At 47.8% G+C, this 17,710-nt stretch carries 24 protein-coding genes; 9 read left to right on the top strand and 15 right to left on the bottom strand.

The annotated features are described in order from the left end of the window. Window positions 1-27 precede the first annotated feature (27 nt). Both QUA23_RS16590 and QUA23_RS16595 read right to left on the bottom strand, forming a co-directional pair. Window positions 28-324: a hypothetical protein gene (locus QUA23_RS16590; protein WP_333077043.1), complete on the bottom strand. Its 297-nt coding sequence runs from the start codon at window positions 322-324 to the stop codon at window positions 28-30. Between the two features lie 75 nt (window positions 325-399). Beyond that, on the bottom strand, window positions 400-780 hold the full coding sequence (locus tag QUA23_RS16595; RefSeq protein WP_333077044.1) for a hypothetical protein: 381 nt from the start codon (window positions 778-780) through the stop codon (window positions 400-402). Window positions 781-922: 142 nt separating this feature from the next. On the opposite strand from QUA23_RS16595, the gene QUA23_RS16600 reads away from it, so the two are divergent. Then, a complete protein-coding gene (locus tag QUA23_RS16600; RefSeq protein ID WP_333077045.1) occupies window positions 923-1,276 on the top strand; it encodes a hypothetical protein in 354 nt (117 codons plus the stop codon). A gap of 79 nt (window positions 1,277-1,355) precedes the next feature. Here QUA23_RS16600 and QUA23_RS16605 read toward each other — a convergent pair whose 3' ends face one another. From QUA23_RS16605 to QUA23_RS16630, 6 genes are all read right to left on the bottom strand, one after another. Continuing rightward, window positions 1,356-1,700 (bottom strand): hypothetical protein, encoded by a 345-nt coding sequence (locus tag QUA23_RS16605; RefSeq protein WP_333077046.1) that lies wholly within the window; start codon window positions 1,698-1,700, stop codon window positions 1,356-1,358. 86 nt (window positions 1,701-1,786) lie between these two features. After that, a complete protein-coding gene (locus QUA23_RS16610) occupies window positions 1,787-2,410 on the bottom strand; it encodes a hypothetical protein (protein WP_333077047.1) in 624 nt (207 codons plus the stop codon). Continuing rightward, a complete protein-coding gene (locus tag QUA23_RS16615) occupies window positions 2,407-2,664 on the bottom strand; it encodes a hypothetical protein (protein WP_333077048.1) in 258 nt (85 codons plus the stop codon). The genes QUA23_RS16610 and QUA23_RS16615 overlap by 4 nt, the downstream gene beginning before the upstream one ends. A 14-nt stretch (window positions 2,665-2,678) precedes the next feature. Further along, window positions 2,679-3,095 (bottom strand): hypothetical protein, encoded by a 417-nt coding sequence (locus QUA23_RS16620; RefSeq protein WP_333077049.1) that lies wholly within the window; start codon window positions 3,093-3,095, stop codon window positions 2,679-2,681. 132 nt (window positions 3,096-3,227) lie between these two features. Beyond that, entirely contained in the window at window positions 3,228-4,058 is an 831-nt protein-coding gene (locus QUA23_RS16625) for a siphovirus Gp157 family protein (RefSeq protein WP_333077050.1), read from the bottom strand. Window positions 4,059-4,200: 142 nt separating this feature from the next. Then, a complete protein-coding gene (locus tag QUA23_RS16630; RefSeq protein WP_333077051.1) occupies window positions 4,201-4,536 on the bottom strand; it encodes a DUF3846 domain-containing protein in 336 nt (111 codons plus the stop codon). Between the two features lie 88 nt (window positions 4,537-4,624). Between QUA23_RS16630 and QUA23_RS16635 the strand changes: the two genes are divergently transcribed. After that, window positions 4,625-5,491 carry a DNA phosphorothioation-associated putative methyltransferase gene (locus QUA23_RS16635; RefSeq protein ID WP_333077052.1) on the top strand — a complete coding sequence of 289 codons (867 nt, stop codon included), beginning with the start codon at window positions 4,625-4,627 and terminating at the stop codon, window positions 5,489-5,491. A gap of 10 nt (window positions 5,492-5,501) precedes the next feature. Beyond that, on the top strand, window positions 5,502-5,783 hold the full coding sequence (locus QUA23_RS16640) for a hypothetical protein (protein ID WP_333077053.1): 282 nt from the start codon (window positions 5,502-5,504) through the stop codon (window positions 5,781-5,783). A gap of 476 nt (window positions 5,784-6,259) precedes the next feature. Here QUA23_RS16640 and QUA23_RS16645 read toward each other — a convergent pair whose 3' ends face one another. From QUA23_RS16645 to QUA23_RS16665, 5 genes are all read right to left on the bottom strand, one after another. Then, window positions 6,260-6,520: a hypothetical protein gene (locus QUA23_RS16645; protein ID WP_333077056.1), complete on the bottom strand. Its 261-nt coding sequence runs from the start codon at window positions 6,518-6,520 to the stop codon at window positions 6,260-6,262. A 462-nt stretch (window positions 6,521-6,982) separates the two neighbouring features. Continuing rightward, entirely contained in the window at window positions 6,983-8,200 is a 1,218-nt protein-coding gene (locus tag QUA23_RS16650; RefSeq protein ID WP_333077057.1) for a hypothetical protein, read from the bottom strand. Window position 8,201: 1 nt separating this feature from the next. Next, entirely contained in the window at window positions 8,202-8,450 is a 249-nt protein-coding gene (locus QUA23_RS16655) for a DNA cytosine methyltransferase (protein WP_333077059.1), read from the bottom strand. A 37-nt stretch (window positions 8,451-8,487) separates the two neighbouring features. After that, on the bottom strand, window positions 8,488-8,829 hold the full coding sequence (locus QUA23_RS16660) for a hypothetical protein (RefSeq protein WP_333077060.1): 342 nt from the start codon (window positions 8,827-8,829) through the stop codon (window positions 8,488-8,490). A 2-nt stretch (window positions 8,830-8,831) separates the two neighbouring features. Beyond that, on the bottom strand, window positions 8,832-12,677 hold the full coding sequence (locus QUA23_RS16665) for a toprim domain-containing protein (protein ID WP_333077062.1): 3,846 nt from the start codon (window positions 12,675-12,677) through the stop codon (window positions 8,832-8,834). A gap of 193 nt (window positions 12,678-12,870) precedes the next feature. On the opposite strand from QUA23_RS16665, the gene QUA23_RS16670 reads away from it, so the two are divergent. After that, window positions 12,871-13,263, top strand: a complete 393-nt coding sequence (locus QUA23_RS16670; protein ID WP_333077063.1) for a hypothetical protein — start codon at window positions 12,871-12,873, stop codon at window positions 13,261-13,263. A gap of 96 nt (window positions 13,264-13,359) precedes the next feature. Here the strand turns inward: QUA23_RS16670 and QUA23_RS16675 are convergent, their stop codons facing one another. Continuing rightward, window positions 13,360-14,049: an iron-containing redox enzyme family protein gene (locus tag QUA23_RS16675; RefSeq protein WP_333077064.1), complete on the bottom strand. Its 690-nt coding sequence runs from the start codon at window positions 14,047-14,049 to the stop codon at window positions 13,360-13,362. A gap of 208 nt (window positions 14,050-14,257) precedes the next feature. Here QUA23_RS16675 and QUA23_RS16680 point away from each other — a divergent pair, with 208 nt between their 5' ends. From QUA23_RS16680 to QUA23_RS16695, 4 genes are all read left to right on the top strand, one after another. After that, window positions 14,258-14,605 (top strand): hypothetical protein, encoded by a 348-nt coding sequence (locus QUA23_RS16680; protein WP_333077065.1) that lies wholly within the window; start codon window positions 14,258-14,260, stop codon window positions 14,603-14,605. Window positions 14,606-14,698: 93 nt separating this feature from the next. Then, window positions 14,699-15,682 (top strand): GntR family transcriptional regulator, encoded by a 984-nt coding sequence (locus QUA23_RS16685; protein WP_333077066.1) that lies wholly within the window; start codon window positions 14,699-14,701, stop codon window positions 15,680-15,682. A 35-nt stretch (window positions 15,683-15,717) separates the two neighbouring features. Then, window positions 15,718-16,266 carry a GIY-YIG nuclease family protein gene (locus tag QUA23_RS16690; protein ID WP_333077067.1) on the top strand — a complete coding sequence of 183 codons (549 nt, stop codon included), beginning with the start codon at window positions 15,718-15,720 and terminating at the stop codon, window positions 16,264-16,266. A 95-nt stretch (window positions 16,267-16,361) separates the two neighbouring features. Continuing rightward, window positions 16,362-16,808: a hypothetical protein gene (locus tag QUA23_RS16695; RefSeq protein ID WP_333110429.1), complete on the top strand. Its 447-nt coding sequence runs from the start codon at window positions 16,362-16,364 to the stop codon at window positions 16,806-16,808. Here QUA23_RS16695 and QUA23_RS31070 read toward each other — a convergent pair. Continuing rightward, a complete protein-coding gene (locus QUA23_RS31070; protein WP_445243500.1) occupies window positions 16,805-16,948 on the bottom strand; it encodes a GMC oxidoreductase in 144 nt (47 codons plus the stop codon). The genes QUA23_RS16695 and QUA23_RS31070 overlap by 4 nt on opposite strands. A gap of 379 nt (window positions 16,949-17,327) precedes the next feature. Between QUA23_RS31070 and QUA23_RS16700 the strand changes: the two genes are divergently transcribed. Next, on the top strand, window positions 17,328-17,687 hold the full coding sequence (locus QUA23_RS16700) for a hypothetical protein (protein WP_333077071.1): 360 nt from the start codon (window positions 17,328-17,330) through the stop codon (window positions 17,685-17,687). Window positions 17,688-17,710 lie beyond the last annotated feature (23 nt).

Raw genomic sequence — 17,710 nt, forward strand, 5'->3', positions numbered from 1 at the left:
GGCTGTTTTTTTCTATCAATCTGTGCGTTATTGGAGATGTGCTGGATTTACCACAAGCGCTCCATATTCTTCACCTTCTGGGATGAAATCTTCAACAAAAGCGCCGTTTACTTTAACTGTGGGTACGGGGCCTTGATTGGTTTTCACTTTGTGATACTCGGAACGCACGGCTTCTCTTGCTTTGTCTTGCAAGATGGCGATGCAGCAATCTTCATCTTCTTCGGGGTCTATTTGCGCCCATAACGAGCAACTTAAATCAACTGAATTGAAGTTAAGCAAGTTGAATTTACGGGTATACACCACGGCGATTGTTCTGATGTTCATGGGTTTACTTTATTTGGTAATGTTGCACCCCAAGCGCTAGCAATTACTTGGGAGCTTTGTTGGTTATTGATGCTGTTAGAAATAATCGGATTCAAAATCGCAGGCTTGGGGAGTTTGGGTAATTTTGTCCTCGGTCAGCCACTTTGTTTCTCCCTGCCCGGTGAGCGCTTTGACTCCGTAATACCAAATCGGTTCAGCCATCAAAGAGCCGTGCTGCCACCGGGGGGCGTAGAGTTCGATACCGAAGATGCGCTTTTCTTCCCAATCTTCAACTGGTAAATCTGGGGCGATCGGCCATACTTTTTGACCGATGGCATAAATCGGTGTTGGAATAATCCACTCGTCATCCGAGTCTGCTGCAACTTCGAGACAGCATTGCAGCTCGATGCTTTTGGTAGTTAAGGGAATGCGGTAAGGCTGAGGTAGCGGAATCGGTTTGTCGGGTTGAATTATCATGGCAATTACTCGCTAGTTTCACCCCAAGCGGTAGCCATTATTTTAATGTTTTATGATTCATTTAAAGGTGGAATAATCAATCACTTAATTGACTTCAATAAAAGAGCTAACGCTTTGGTTGCAAATAAGATCAATCAAAGCGATGAATCAGAATCAACCCGGTTGTTATTTAATCCACTGGCAACCCGCTATCGGTAATTTGAGCAATTCTAGAGGTACGGCATCCCACTACTTGGGCAGCACTAAGAAACCCGTAGGCGATCGTTTGATGGAACATCAATCTAAAGTAGGAGCGCGAATCACCAAAGCTGCGGTGGAACAGGGACGGGAGTTGGTGTTGGTGAGGACTTGGCGCGGGGGGTGGAGTCGGGAACGGGAACTCAAGAAGCGCCATAACAACCGTTTGTTATGCCCCATCTGCAATCCCCATTCTGGTGGCAAACGCCGTAAACCTAGAAAACACAAGGGTTGTGATGTAGCGGTAGAAAAAGATTAGCGATCGTTTGTTCGCCTGGACTCACCCCATCTCCATAAATGGCTGATGCGACCCCCCTGCTAAATAGGTTTAGGAAAGATCAGCCATTCAGGAAAGCTCGGACATCAAACAAACTAAGTTGCCCCGCACTTGTACTTACGGCTTTGCATCTTTGATTGCGCTGTGATAACCCGTTGCGCCAACCCGGATAGGATGCGGCCGGCCATCCCGTACTGATGAAAGAGGGAATCTTGGCAACTTCTTGGAGCCATATCCTGTAGGGCGTGTATTGTCTGAAGCCGAAGGGAAATCGCTCCTTCGATATCCATTTCTTAGCGCTTTTCCCTTCTATTGGTTCTCCCACGAGCAAGCATTGAGCTTCGTACTCTAACAGAGCGCTGGCAATGCTGCGGATTGCTTTATCCCTCCAGGTAAATTCTTTCATGGGCTAACTCCGTGTTTGCTACACTATCCGTGTGTTTTATACCCGTGCTGGGGCTGTAATATTGATACTTCCCCGGCATCAATAATTTAATTTTTCTCTAATTGCTGTTGGTGTTTCTTAGCTTCTGAGATTCTACGCTGGAGAGTTTCTAATGCCATTATTGCTGTCCCATTACCCCGATTAGCCGATTGGATGTACTGCTGAATCAATTCTTCGGTGATTTGTCGGTCTAGCCACTGCACTAATTGTTGACGTGCTTGGGGATTGGTGTTGCCGAACATCTCGAACATTCCCAACTTCTGCATCTGCTCTAAGGTAATACTTTCCACCCCTTTCACGGCTTCTTCAAACTCTTGGGCGGTCAACTGGGACGGCTCATGGGGATGCTGCTGTAAGAGAAAGTAATCGATTTCTTGGTACGCGCCGACATACATTTTATAGTGAACAGTGTCGCATAAAATAGCGTGTTCTGGTGCTTCATCATCAGAGCCTAAGTTGTAGGGTTCTAAGTGAATTGTTAGATTTATGTGTTCGATTAGAGGTGCGTACACGGTGTAGTAACTGAACGTAGCCATTGCTCTGCCGTTGCTCCATGTGGCTTTGCTTCCTTGATAGTAAAGAGCAAAGTATTGAGTGTTGCTGATTCCAATTATGGACGGTAACATGGGTGGCATTGGTACGGGTAATTCGATGAATTGTGTTCTTATCATGATGATGGCTCCTGGTTTAATAGAATAGAAAGAAAACAACCTTCAGCTTTATCAGGTAAGCTTTTCACCCCCTTTATTCCTTGGCTTTGCAAAACTCGATCTGCTTCATCTAACAACTCAAACGAGTCAAAGTAAACTTGGATGAGGGCTGCATTTTTATGATGCTTTAACGTGTAGCCTCTTTCGTGATGGCAAGGATTGCGGCATTTCACAAAACGAGCTTTTCTGAGGAGATTGTGAATCTTTCTGGTCATTTTCCTGCCTCCTGTTATTCAAAGAGAATGAGAGCGCTGCTCTCTTGTCCTTTCCTATACTCCAGGTCTACCTGCTTTCTCAAGCCTTCAAACTCATCAAATAACTCACTGCGGACGTACGTGGTATTCTTGAGACTAGAAAGCTTGTAATAGGCGCGCTGCCACTGGTCAAAAGAGTTTAATGATGCGGTGCAGTACAGCAGCCAATCGCAGTTGTTCAGGTGCTTGAACCCCCATTGTTCGTTCGTCCATTCGGTATTGGCATCTCTGCTGTGCCAGCACAGATACACGGCTCCCGGCAATCCTTTGAGCAGCACTATCTCGTAAAGATTCCAGGGGTTTGTGTATTCGCGGCAAAGTTCTTCGTTGATGCACTCACCGCATTCATCTAAACCCATTTGAGCGCAATTTAACCCTAAATAGCAGTGCATACTATCACCTCTAACTTGCTGTTGTTTTCACCCTAGGGATAGCAATTATTTTTAAAAGTATGTTTTTGTATTAACATAAAAGCATGAAAATATTGTCTCAAATTTACTAATAATTTCATGCTTTTAGTGTAACTATCGCACTCTCAAATGAGTTTCTCGCTCTGCAAAATAAGCAATTTTTTGAGCTTCGATATCTCCTGATTCCAAAGCTTGGCGGATAGCTCCGTTATCTGCTGATACTTCAATGCGCTGAAACTGGGGAGGAAGTTCTGCTGCTTCGCAAATTAGTTTGAGGGGCAAGACTCCACCGTTGTTGCTGATAGTTAAATTGAAGCGGCGCAGACTTAGTGTCTTGATACCCTGAGCTTCGAGACAACTCTTGAGCTGTGCCTTCATCCACTCGACTCGTTTGCTGCCGTTAGCTGCTAGTTTGCTCAGGCGTTCTGCTTCAGCTTTGCGCTGTTTGCTAGTGGCATGGCGGTTGGTGATGGCAGCGCAGTAATTGTCTATTTTGATGAGCCATTGGTCGTAGGTATCATCCCGCTGTTCGAGCAGTTGCTGCACTGCTTCTTCTAATTCGGGTGCGATTTCTTCACCTTCGATGCTGTCGATTAATTCGTCCAAATCTTCAAGTTCGGCGGTGAGTTGGTGCAGCGATTTACCGCGCGCTCGTTCTTTGGCTCGGTGAACTTCGCAGCGGCTGGAGATAAGAGCGCGCTGTTCTGGATTCATGTGCTGCCACGCTTGCTGCACGATTGATTCGGATTCAGCAGTTTCGGGAGTGTCGTGCTGTGCTGTTAGTTGAGCTTTTAGCATGGTCAGCGCTTCTATTCCCTGCTCTGAGGCTGCTAGCAATTGAGCGCACAGGGCATCCAATAAAGGCGTTTGGGGCGTAGATTCAAGCGATTCAGTGGAAGTAGGAACGTCTAAGGGCGCTGGTGATTGTGTCTTCTTTCTGGGCATGATGTTCTTACTATTATTCTAATTGTTTGCACCCACTGCGATAGCTTTTTTGTTTAATTTTTGTGAGTTTTTAGTTACTTAGTTATGCGTTATTATTTAAAATAATGGAGTTGCCCCAAGTGCGGACTTGAGGCAGAATTTATTAGAGCATGACAACCACAGTCAGATTAGCTGCCACTAATTTAAGTTGAGCTTCGGTCAACCCAATTGTTTCGCCATCATCCGTAGATGCAGCAGCAATCACTTGACCGCAGAGAGCAATCCTTCGGTTGGTAATGCAGGTTAAGGGTAACTCCTTGCATAAAAACTCTTCGTCGCAAATTAAATCGATGTTGGGGTCTGTGAATTGATCGCGCACGTATTCTATTAACGCCTCCTCACCTTCGACGCCTACTCGGTTTTGCAGGTCGGCAAGTTCCAGCTTTTCTGCCACTTCTAATCGGTGGATTCCAGTGTTGTTAATCAAAGCGTAGAGCATAGCTTACTCCCTATTGTTTGCAACCCAGCGCTAGCCATTTTATTTAAATTGTTTGTATATTTGATATTAATATTAATTGGATGCTGCCATGACATTAACAAACCTCGATAACCTGACAATATCCAGACACAAAGCGGCACTCAAACGCAATCAATTGAGCTTACCGATGGCTGCTGCCGTTGATGCGGGAATTCTGTTGCCCCATCACGCGCACTTGGATTACGGATGCGGTCGCGGTGACGACGTGCGCTTCCTTCAAGCAATGGGTTTTCGTTCTCGCGGTTACGACCCTTACTACTTTCCCCGCACTATTAAAAGAGCCGCTGATGTTGTTACGCTGCTTTACGTTCTAAGCACTATTGAAGTTCCCGCGCTGCGGTGTGAAACGCTCGTCTGGGCTTACGAATTCACTCGCCAAACTTTGGTAGTCAGTGCCATCACCGGGCGATCGAGGAATCATGGAGGTGTCGCTTACAGCGACGGCGTAATTACGCGGTGGGGTACGTTTGAGAAGTGCTATTCCCATACCGAACTCAAACACTTAATTGAAGATACTCTAGGTGTACCTGCCCGCTACCTGGCTCACAATACCTACATTGTTTCTCACAACTCTCATGCTCTTCCCCTAATTGTGCACAGCAGCGACCGCCGTTACTTGGAAAAGTGCCGCTCTCTCCTTTATTCGCAGCAGCAGGAATTACAGAGTGCTTGGATTCCTCCTGCGGATGCCATCATTGAAAAGCATTCCTCTATCCAGAAGGGTAAGCGCTATTACTATTTTAGGTTGAAGTCGCGTTCTCGCTCTCTCCCCCACGGTAAGCTAACCATGTACTTGGGAACTGCTCAAAGTGAATGCTACCTCAATGCCCTGGAAGCGATGGAACGTAGGGACTTACTCCGCATCAGCGAACGGAGGTTGGTTCGGATTGAAGCTATAATTAGTGGGATGAATTGAGGATGCAGCCTTGGATGATAAAGTGATTGTGCTGAAAGATTGGGTACCAGGTTGGGTAAGGGATTCTTACTTGACTGAGGATGAAATTGCTATGTTTGAGGAAGAATTGCGTCACTCTTCATTACCGCAACAGGATATCGAAAGTGTTTCGGATAATAATAATCCACAAACGCGGTTGGTCGGGGAAGCTTTGACCAAGTTGGAATCCCTAGACCGAGCTAGCGTGGAGAAATGGCTACACCGCATTCCTACTGAATTGTTAGTGGAATTAGTAGAAGAATCAAAACACTAAAAAACATCAACAAAATGGCTTACACCTTGTGTGTAAACAAATAGTGATTTAAGGATTGAGAACGATATAGCGCAGTTAGGATGAACGGCAAAAGCAAGACTATCAAACCGTTCAGTGGGCTAGAAGTATTTTATATTAGTTTTATGCCAACACTAAAGGTATACACAAAAGCCTCACAATGGAGCTTGGTGTATACTTTATTTGGGCTAATTAATCAGCAAGTTGCTATCAGTTTCTATGAAAGCGCCCTAGTATACACCAAGGCTTTTGATAGAGTTTGGGGTATACTGCTTGTTTGCCAAGTAACAATAGAGTTACTATCCACTTCATCCGTCGCATCGCAGCATACATCCAGCATCCTTGCTGCCATCCATTCAAGGCGAGCCACCCGCGCTTCGACATTGCCGTTGCCTTGAAAATAGCGATTCTTGAATCCTGCTAAGCCACCGCACCTCCTTCCGTGCTCGTTAGTGGCTCTACCTCATCCAAGCTTCACTATCCCCACATTCTTGTTTAGCCGATCGGGCTCGAACAAGGGGTCTTACCCCGCATCGCACCCCGATCGCTATTGGATTTCTATGCTGCGTATGGCTTTGAGAAGAACCCACATCAGCAATCGAGGCGATCGGGGTAAAGTAGGGGGTTTTACCCCGTATTATGCTGCGATCGCCTCCTAATTCCCTTGTGGTATATGGGTTTGAGTAGAAGCGATCGGGGCGATCGGGGCGATCGCCCACTCCTCACCTTTTTTATTAAGGGGTGTTTTGTTGTTGCAAGTAAATAGGCCCCCCTCTCTATTTTTAAGGAGTAGTACCCCGATCGCCCTGATCACCCTGATCACACCCTTAAAACCTTTGATATTGCGTTGTATTTCTAGTGATCGGGGCAGAACAAGGGGTAAGACCCTACAATGTGCCTCGATCGCCTTTATACGGCTCAAAGTATTGATATTTCGTAATGTGTTAGATGATCGGAGCAGAATAAGGGGTAAGACCCCCCATTATGCCCCGATCGCCTGGTCAATAAAAATGAGGGGTAAAACCCCCCATTTTTATGATTGTGATGGAACACAGGGATGGACTCTACATCCACGAAGAGATAGATGCGGATGGATGGTGAATGAGTTGTAGAGACATCAAAAAACTAAGAGAGTCCAAAGAAAGAGCTACCGCATGGTGTGAAAAAGAGAGGGCAATCAATCACAAGTTTCTCCCCAATACCTCAACCACTATCGCAGCGACGCTCAACTTACGAGCAATAGCTTCTTTTACTTTAGGGAGCTTTCCCACCGGGATGTAGACACTCTTCACATGCCACTTGCCGTTGGTTTTAACTTTGTAGCGGTAGTGGTTGACTGTGCTTTCACCCTTCCAAAAGCTGTACACCAACCCGCTGCCTCCTTGAATTACAGGCGCTTGGTGTATACTTTCGGTTAGTAAATCGTTAGTGGCATTGCTATCACTTTGATTGCCATCACTGGGGTATACACCAAGACTGGGTATTGAGGCTTGGTGTATACTTTCGGCTAGCAAAGAGGTGTCGGTGTTAGCATCAGTTTGGTTGTCGCCCCTGTGGTATACACCAGAGACTCTTTGATGTTCCAGTGATGCAGAGAATGAAGCTCGTTCTATACTATCAATTGTGAGAAAAGTTGGCAAACAAACAGAGTCATTGCTATCACTTATATGAGGTGCGAGTGAGGCTTGGTGTATACTCTTGCTCCCTAGAGTAATGCTAAAGCTGCTGTTAGCCCTATTGTGGATCGCTGAGTATACACCAAAAGGTGTTAATGAAGCTTGGTGTATACTATCGAGTGCTGAAGCAATGGGAGAGTTGTTGTCAGTTGCGATGGCAGAGCCATCACATAAACAAAACTCGGATAATTGAGCTTGGTGTATACTCAGGTTTGACCATATAATGGCAGAATTGCTATTAGCTTTAGTTGTAGAGTCAGAGTATACACCAAGCGCTTTGGAAGTTTGGGTTGATGTTACTTGCTCCAATGGCATAAATTCAAAGCGAATTACCCAAACTTCGAGGCTGCTGTTGCCTTTAAAGTATTGCTGAATGAACTCTGCGACTGAGGAACACATTCCCCCTTCAGCCTGCAAATCTCCATCGGGCATGGCTGCAAGTTGCTCTTTGTAGGGAGCGCCAAGCAACCGACACCAACCAATTTGCTTGCCTCCATAGCGGATATCTTTATCGAGGGCTTTGACTAATTTATTGTGATGGAAAGCGTTAACGAATTTTTGAGCGTGTTTATCTTTCCAAACACGGCGTGTCACCGTTTTATGGGTTAGATATTGCAGCGTTTTACCGAAACTAATACCCAACCCCGATAATGCAAACTCGGCGGTGTTCTCAATCGACGATTCTGAAAGCTTGGGCGAGGTGCTGCAATCGTTTGAGGGCAATTTAAGCTTGTCCCGGCATGGGTGTTTTGGCAAAGAGGTATCTGGCTCGGATTCTACTTTTGGTTGTGTTTTGGAAAGCGCTAAAAGTTCGGATGTCGCTGTGAATCGGGATGTGTAGATAGTGCGGTCGGAGTACATATTGAGCGTCCTCATCGATTTCTACCAACTGTTCGACGGTGAAACAATTTAGGGCAGCAGCAGCTAGCTCAAAACCACCGATGCCGCTGAATAGTGAAAGCGTTCGCATCATCTTCGATTCTCCTTTTGGGGAGTCACAACTGCGCTTCTTAAATAGGTGACTCAGCGGGTGTCAATAATCCCTTAGCATCCATAATTCCAGCTTCTAAAGCTAATCTTGGCGTATCGAATTCACCCTTTAAATCACCGAATAGCGAAGCGCTGTAAGCCAACCGATAAGCAAACTTCTGCGAGTTAGTTATCGAGTGCCACACTTCGACATAGTGCCAGCCTTTCAAAGGTATGCTAAGCCAGAACTTATCCCGAAGAATTGGAGCCAAGACTTGCTTTGCTTGCCATCGGTGATGGCAATTGTCGCAGCAAAGCTCCAAGCTGTGGGGATGGCGGCGATAAATATCAGGGGAAGCGCAATTCGGGCATTTTTTATTCATAGCTAAAACCAATCCTCCGATTCTGGTGAAAATCTATTTTCTGGTTTTGAAGGGGGATGAACATCGGGCAACAAATAGAGTTGTTTTGGTTCAAGGTTTGTTACTTCTAAATCCGCGTTTGTTACTTCCACTTCAACTGGTAGCTCAACGTCTCCCATTGCTAATTCAAGTGTTTGGGCGTACACCGATGCTCCAAAATCAAATAATCCAGATTTATTGATTCTTTCCACCCAATTACCGATACCCAACAAACACTGGCTCCATAAATCAAATTGTTGCCATTGATGGTTGAGTGCATCTGCATCCAACACCGACCAAGCTGCGATTGCCTCCCTCCACTTCTCGATATCTTGGGGAATCCGCCTCTCGAACTCTTCCCTCAACCCTTTGAGCCGTTCTTTTACCGATGGTGTCAGTGCAGCAAAGATTTCAGAGCGCTGGCGGTTCGGTACGCCCAATCCCTTCACCGCTTCATAGGTTGTGCCATCTCGGTTTGCTGCTTCAGAAAGCTGGGCTACCCATTCATCAATGCTGAGCGAACGAGCGGGGTAGATCGGGGTAGAGGGCAACTCCTCACCTATTTGCTGAGGGGGGGTGTTTGGTAGATTCGGAACATCCCCTACCCTTTCATTTGTTAGGGAAGTAGTACCCCGATCGCCCCCATCACCCCGATCGCTACCTCCAAACCCTTGAGTTTGCGTGATGTTGTTGCCGGTCGAGGTAGACTGTGCGGTGTCGCCCCCCGCTATGCCCCGGTCGCCTTGCTGATTCAAATCAGGGATAAGACCTCCCATCTTTTGCTGTTCGTTCCATTCTTCAAAAGCCAACAAACCGCCTTCTGAACAGCGGAATTTGGCACACCGCCACTCTGGTTCGGGGTGCGGTTGGTTTGGTTTGCCTTGATAGCCGTTAGAAGCATCCTCAGCGAGCGAAACATCGACCATGACACCGGGCAACAGAGCCATGTGAGTCCAGTGAGCGGGCTTTAACTCGCCATCTTGGCGGTGTCGGGATACGTGGTGCTGGGGGATTACTGTTTTCAGGTGAGCGATGAACTTGCTCATTCCCCGGTTGTCCGAGTAGCCGTGCGCCTTGCAATACGCGATAAACCAACTGTGGAGTTCGTGGTTTTGGATTGGTGAAGCACTTTCGGTCGGTCGAAAGCAAAGGTCGATGAAGCTGCGTACCGGGTCGCCGTAGGTCGCGGCATCGAGTTTGGCAAGGCGGATGCGGTTGTTCTTGGAAGGTTGCAGCAGCAGGGCATCGCGTTCGCTTCGGGGCATTGCCAGCGCCCAGGATACGATGTCCGCTTTGACGGCAGAGAGTTTGTGGCGCAGGTAGGGGTCTTCTAACCCTTCCCGCCCTTTGGATAGAAGGGGCAAGCACCGCCTGTCCCAACCGTCGCCCGCGTTTTCGATTTGCAGGTGGTCAACGGAAGCTGCAACGAAGCGGCAGTTCCATTCTTTGGTGTAACCGCAGGACGAATAAAGGCTGCGACCCGAAAGTTGGCCGTTGTCTACCAATTCGTAAAACGGTCTAATCCCCGTGATGTAGCCCCCGGTGTCGGGAATGGTGTACAGAGATTTACCGGTCAGGTGTTGGTGCCGAGATTCGGGATTGCTCAATTCTGCAAAGTCGCCCGAATGCGAATCCTCCAAACCGAAGATTTCGCCCCATAGCCTGAGTAGAGTTCCCTTGCCCGAACCCGAAGGCCCGATGATGTGCACGAACTTGCCGTAGGGTGCAGTCGGGTCGATGAGCATTGAAGTGTAGGCCCTCACCGCATCGAGTTGGTCTTCACCAAAAGCGGAAATGATGAAGTCGAGAAAAATTTGGGGGCAGGGGCGGTCGCGGACGTAATCCGATTCAATGGCCGAAGTGAGGTAGTGAGCGGGGTCGTGGGGCAGGAGTTCTCCCGTTCTCATATCCACGGTGCCGTTCTTGAACGCTCTAAAATATCGGTTGGGGGGAGGTTCTAGGTACAGGCGCTTGAGGGCGTACTTGAGTGCAGATTTAGCGCAGTTGTCGCTAGAAAAGGGAAACGTTTCCTCCCATTCCCACTTGCTTACTTGGTGTAGTTTGAACACCTTTTCGCTGCACGCTGCAATCATGTGTTCGCAGCGCTTCTCGTCCTGCCGCTGCCACCATCCCGCCCCGGTGTACTGATACATGGCGCTGTTGATGGCTTTGTAATGCGTTCCGAATACCTTTCTCACCGCGAAGTCGTCGAAAGTTCGCCCCCTGGTGTAGTAATTGAAGTCCAGACCCAATTTGTCGCACAGGCTTCGGTAAAACGCATCTCGCTTGCGGTCGGGACATTTGGTAATTTCCTGGCTTGGTGAATTATCTTGATTGCCCGCACTCAATTCTTTACCAAACTCCACCAACCAAGAGGGCGGTGAACTTCCCAGAGTTTCACCGATGGTCGGCCAATAGAAGATGTTTAGCGCCACCGCATCCTTAATATTGGTTGCCCACTTGGTTGCCTCTAAGAGCGCTGCTTGCTTGTCCGCATCGGTGTTGCCCGACAAGCGAGTTATTATTTGTTGCGCTTTCCACCTCAAGCCGTGCAGGGCTTTTGCCAAACTCGTATGTTCCAGCCAAGCATCGATGCCGTTGCGGGCAATGAACTTATCGGGGTCGCCGTCGCCGTCTTCACCCACAGGCAATCGGGGAGCTACATAAGGAACGATGCCCGCTAGCAGCAAAGACTTGATGCAGCTTTCGATACCCTTATCCCCCGCGCTATCGGGGTCGAGGCAAATCACCGCTCTCTCGATTCCCGAACGCCGCAGCGACTGCACCTGCTCTCCCGACAAGCTGGCGGCTACGCAAGCCACAACGCGGGTATCTCCCAGCGCTTGAGCCACCGCTGCATCGGTAACGCCTTCGACTACCACCACTTCTTTGTGACCCGCTGCCAAAGCTCGGTCGAAGTAAAGCGGCGATTCCTTCGTAGTCAGCCACGCGCCCTCCCCATCCTTGGGATTCCAGCAAGCGTATTTCTTCGGGATGGTCGGTTCCCTCCAAGGCTGCTCTACCTTGTGAGCTTCCGAAAGTTTTCCCCAAGCTCGGTAAGCCGCATCCCTCTCGCTTTTCCACCCCCGGTGGTGCTTTTTGAGGGGCAGGGGCTTCGTGGGACAGTGACCGTACACCGTAAGCGGTTGACCCAATGCCGTGTGCCAAGGAAAAGTAACGTATCCTTCCCACTTGCGGGTCAGCACGCCCACTTCTTCCGCAATCTCTAAGCTGTAATCTCGCGCTTTGAGCGCTGCTGCAACTTCATCCTTGCTCAGGTAGTAGCCCAATCCCAACTGAGCGATCGCCTCTCGGCTCATGCCCCTCTCTGCAATCAAGTGGTTGAGAGCGCCCGTCCCCGCCTCGCTCCACAGCCAATCTCGGCACTGAGCGTACACCGCAGCCAGTATCCCCCGGCGCGCTTCCCACTTCGCGGCTACTTCTATTTCCCTCGGAGTGTGTTCGCGTTCGGGCAGCGTGACTCCCACCCTGGATGCTGCTTCCCGCAGCGCTTCTACCCAATCAATGCCCTTGGGATGCTCCCACCGATTCATCTTAATGCTGTGGATGTAGGCAAGGGGGTCGCCTGCAAACTCGCATCCCGCATCGTAGAAGCGCAGAGTATCGGGCCACACGGTAAACGAAGTTCCCGACTTGCTCTTGCGAAACGGACTACCTCCCCGCCACTTCTGGGCGCTGTGTTGAAAAGCGTGTGAGGGATGGTCGTACACCAAGTCGGCAGTGAGTCGAGGCAGCACCTCCTGCTCCCAAAACCTCAACAAGCTGCTATTTTTAGCGCGGGTGTTGCTGTTTTCCGAAGAATCTGTCATGATAGAATTCCTTATTAATAATTTTTGAGCCCTCTTCTTTTCAACGAGGGTTTGTTTTTTTGGAACTCGTGTTCTTTTCTGCGTGACCGATGTGTTAACTTTGAGTTATCCTATGAGTCAATCGATTCGCCAATCATTGACAAATTATCCCCTCTGTCACCCATAAGCGACAGATATGTAATAAATATTTACAATGACTGAACCCGTATCACCTTTATTGAGGTGGCTTTGTGAAGAACAGGCGGACATTCACGGCACAGAATTAGCTCAACAAAGCGGTATTGCGCGGCAGACTTGGAGCAAAGTGCGGCAGGGAAAGCAAGATCTCAGCAGCGACTTGCTGTGGCGGTGCATGGAGGTGATTGCACGGTTGCGCCCGGGCAGCGAGTGCGCTCTGGTGGTGAGCATTATCACCTCTCAAAATGACTTGGAGAAGAAAAAAAGGGAGAGAGAAGAGCACCCGCTTTTAAGAATTGAACGCGCTCTGTCCGAATTAAAAGACGAGACTGAAGAAAATCAAGCCATGCTGTTAATGGCAAGGCGCTTGAGAGAATCGCAGAACAAGGTTAGTGTGATTAATTTTTAGGAAAATCAACGTGTAGGAACGCCCTGTGATAATGAAAATGGTGACGCTGTGTGAGTACCGCCACCATTATTAAGTTGCTTTTTCATTAGGTGTCCGCTATCTTCTTGCAGCCACCAACTGAGCAAGCGAAGGTGTCTCCTGATTGCCTTTGTTGGCGGTACACCAAGAATCCAGCATCCGACCATATAGGACGCTAGTTTCATAAGCAATGCGGCTGTACTCTTTTCCTAATGCGGAATCTTCATCACATTGCGGGATGAGGTCAATGCCCATTGCTAAGTGTTCTTGGTCTATTTCGCGGTGCACCATCCAATAGCGGTTGGTTTTGAGTCCCAAGCGCGCGAACACGGGGATGACCGCCGAAAAGAAATCAAAACTCACGCCCTCGGATATCAGGTTCATGGCAATGACTTGATGCTCGTAGGATTCTCGCAATACCGAGCGGAAACAATAGGCGCTCACTATTTGAGTTTCTAGGGTAGGAGCTGTGGAAGTTGGGTTTTCTCCCGGTTGTAAGAATTCGTGTTTGTGCATCCAATCGAGCAGCAGCGAGGCGTGGTCTACTTCTTCTGTAGCGTGGTGCGCGAAACAGCTTTGATACCGAAAATCTCGGCACATTGTATAGCGCATCGCAAGTGCCGCAGTAAAATCACTCGATTGATAGTAGAGTTGCCTGACCCAACCTCGAACATCTTCTGGATGCTCCGCTGCGGTTAGCTGATGATAAAAAGATCCAGAAAGCAAATTCTGGCGGTACTTGGCTCCCAAATCAAATAACCACTTCATTTTTGGAATCCCCTCTTTAGAAATTATGGCAATACAATAAGTGCTTTCTATGGTACACCAGTATTATAGTACCAGTCAACCAGTATTTTTGAGGTCGGCCCCTATCAAAGGTGTGATACAATGCACTAAGCTAATCCCACAGCTAAACCCCTCAATGCACTAGAATTGAGGGTTGAGAAAGTACAGATTTGTTAGTAGGGAAGTTCTGATGCTGTCAATTTCAGACCGACTACAACATCAAGAAAATGCCGGCATTTTAATTGTCAACCGCCACCGCCAAATGGTAGGAGTCACTCCCAACTTGTTGAGAATTTGGAATCTGCCCGAACTTATTGTGCGGTCGCTATCCGACCAACTCGCATTGGAGTTTGTATCCGAGCAGTTTGAGAACCCTCAACTGTTCTTGAAGGATATGAAAGAAATCTACGAGCAAACGCACCTAGAGATTAAGGAAAAAGTGCAGCTCAGGGATGGACGCATCATCGAGCGCCATTCCCGGCCCCTGTGGCTCAACGGAGTTTATGCAGGCAGGCTGTGGATGTTTGAAGTGAATTAGCGCGGTAGGCGGCACAGAATTATTAGCAATATTCTGCCTTTTAGCAGTGCCTCGCAATCGGTAAAGTATGAATTAATGACATGAGAAAGAATTATGCCAACTTGTATGACAGACCCGGTTTTACCGATTGTTGTGGATACTGCTGCGCCTATCACCATTAGTTCTCAAATTACCGAACAGCTTAAGCTGTTGATTGCCCGCGGCAATTTGAAGCCAAATCAACCTTTACCGCCGATTACCCACTTGGCTAAGTGCTTGGGAGTAAATCACAATACTGTAGCCCAGGTATACAACGAACTGATTGCTTTGGGATATCTTGTAGGCAACCGAGGTAAAAGAACGGTCATTGCCGATACTCCCTTCATCAGGCAAATGGTTGCCCGCAAAACCTTTTATGACCTAATCAGTCAAGCTTTCCATTCAGCCTCCCAATATGGGTTGACCGCATCAGAGTTTTCAGCAGCAGCTTACGCTCAAGCCGTGTTAGCCGATCGCCATCGAGTAAATGTAGCATTCGTGAATTTCTATCCCGACAGTATCGATATCAGTGCACGTTTAGAATCTGCAACGGGATTGGGTATCGTATCGGTTCCTTGGGCGGACTTAGAAGCTAAAGAACCACAAGCCTTTTCACAACTTTTATCTGCAGATTTAATAGTAACGACAATCAAAAACCTGTGGGATGTGGCTCAGATAGCAGACCCCCATAAGGAAGTAATAGGCATTGAAGTGCAGCCCGATATGCACTTATTAAGCCACATTTCATCGCTTCCCCGCAACGCCAAGCTGTTATTTGTGTGCGTGGAACAAAGCAGCAGCGAAGCAATGAAGCAAATTATCGACTATAACGTGCATCACGTAGAATCACAAGCCGTTACCCTAGAATTTGTTCAAAACAATGCGACCACACTTCAAGAAGTTGATTTAGTGGTATGTTTGAGCCAAGTGGAGAATCAGCTAAGTAGATACATTCCCAGAAACCTGAAATTAATGACCTTCAGCATCGGCATCGACCCGGTGAACTTGCTCGTACTCCAAGCCCGTTTGGGTGCGGTTGAAATGGAAAAATTAATGTAGCAGCAGTTTGCTAAATTTTAATCTTTGATAATCCTGTGAAACAACTAGAACTTTTCCCCGGCTTCCAACCCAGCTCCGCCAAACCCACTCAACTAACGATGACTGTTGGTGCCCTGCATTCTTGGAAACAGCGCATCCTTAAACACCAACAATCTGCTGCCTCCGAACAACCGAAACAGGGAACGCTGTTCGAGCTAGCGCCCAATCCCTGCGACCCCAACAATATAGACCCGTTTGCCCTAGAATTGCACAGTCTTTCATTCTGCGAGAAACCGGATTGGGGAGATTCCCATTGCCTCTATTTCGTCATAGATAACCAGCTTCCATTGCTATTGTATGTGGGAGAAACAGAGCGCACTCCCAAGCAACGGTGGATGAGCCACGATTGCCATAGATACATTGAAAATTACATCGAACTGCACCGGCGCTATTCCTTGGATGTGGCTGTGGCTATTGCATTTTGGTACGGAGCGCCGAGCAATCGGAAACAGCGGCTGCAACTGGAGTTAGAGCTTATTTACAAGTGGAAGTCACCTTTCAACAAAGAATGCTGGCAGCAGTGGGGACAGCCTTTTGGTAAGTGAAACGGCTAGAATTTGGTATGTTAAAGTTAGAAACCGTACAGGCACAGTCCGCTATCTCCGAATCAAACATGGATCGATTTGAATTTCAGCTAGCAATGCTGCAACAAGGAGCGGAGGAACTAGAGAAAAAAATAGCTAACTTCACAACAATCCTGATGCAATTAAAAACTGCTGCAATTACCATTTGGGTAGCGCTGGTCGGTTGGGTGTTTGCAAACAAAATAGATGCGTTAGTTCCGCTGGGGTACGTTATAATTTTTGGTTTTTGGTTTTTAGAAGCTACCTACTGGAGGGTGCAATTTTATTACATGCAAAGAGCCGCCGCAGTTACCGAATTCTTGAACGATGAAAGGGCTTTAGAGGAAAGTTTTAATGCCAGTTCTATACCCGAAGATCTAGTTCACCCCCTCGGTTCTTTGAAAATATTTAAAATGCCTTCTTTGTGGAGAGCTATGCGCGCTCCGTCAATCTATATTTTTTATACTTTTTTATTTGCTGTTAATTCGGTCGTTTGGTCGATCGCTTTTAAAACAGCTCTTTAACTGGTCGAGCTCCGAAAGTGCGATTGACCTGCTACCATCGACGGCATAAAGGTTATCAAATCGTGGGTGAGGCAGTTGAGGTCTAATACTGAGGTTTTGGGGTTGCTACCAAAGCAGCAGGTGCCGCATTGATGGTCCACAGCTTGCAAAGGAATGTTATTGCGGAATTACAGGCTAAACGGGATGACGGGCACGGCATTTCGCTAATCGACTTTAGAACCGCTGTCCAGTGATGAACCAGGCGATCAGCAGCTTCAGTATTATTCAGGGTGCAATCCAGGAGTAAGTTGTCACCGACAACACGCACGCGATTGTTAGGTTCGGCAAACCGAGGATTTGCCACCATTCCCACGGATCGTTCAGGCATCAGGTAGAGTTCAAAGCCTAGAATCAATTTCCGCTCAGATGGATTCTATGTCAAGTTTTTCAAATTAATCATTGCTAAAGAACGTGTTAACAAACTTTTTTGTCTCATCACTCGTATCAGCAGCTAATTTAATTTAAAGAGGTAGCCTACTAATGCCATCTGACTATCGCCAATCTCTCAACTGGCTGTTGCAGCAGTTTCAGCCATTGCCCGGTAAACCTGACCTTCTCTACGGCTTGCGTACCCTTTTAGCAGCGAGCGGGCCCATTGCAGTTGGCTTCATTGCAGGTCATCCTGCTGCAAGTGCGATCGCGGTGATGGGAGCTATGTTTGTTGGCATGGTCGATGCGGGTGGAGCCTATCGCCAAAAAGCAACTGTAATGCTCGCAGCCACCATTGGCGTTACTGTCGCCTTGCTAGTGGCGAATTTGGTTAGTAGTACCCTGTGGCTGGCTATTAGACATCTCCCAAAACTCGCAAAGCTTATCTGGCAAAGGCTTTGCGAATTATAACTCTTCTCAAAAATCTCTGCCTT

Source organism: Microcoleus sp. Pol1C5, assembly GCF_036701115.1.
Taxonomy (GTDB): domain Bacteria; phylum Cyanobacteriota; class Cyanobacteriia; order Cyanobacteriales; family Microcoleaceae; genus Microcoleus.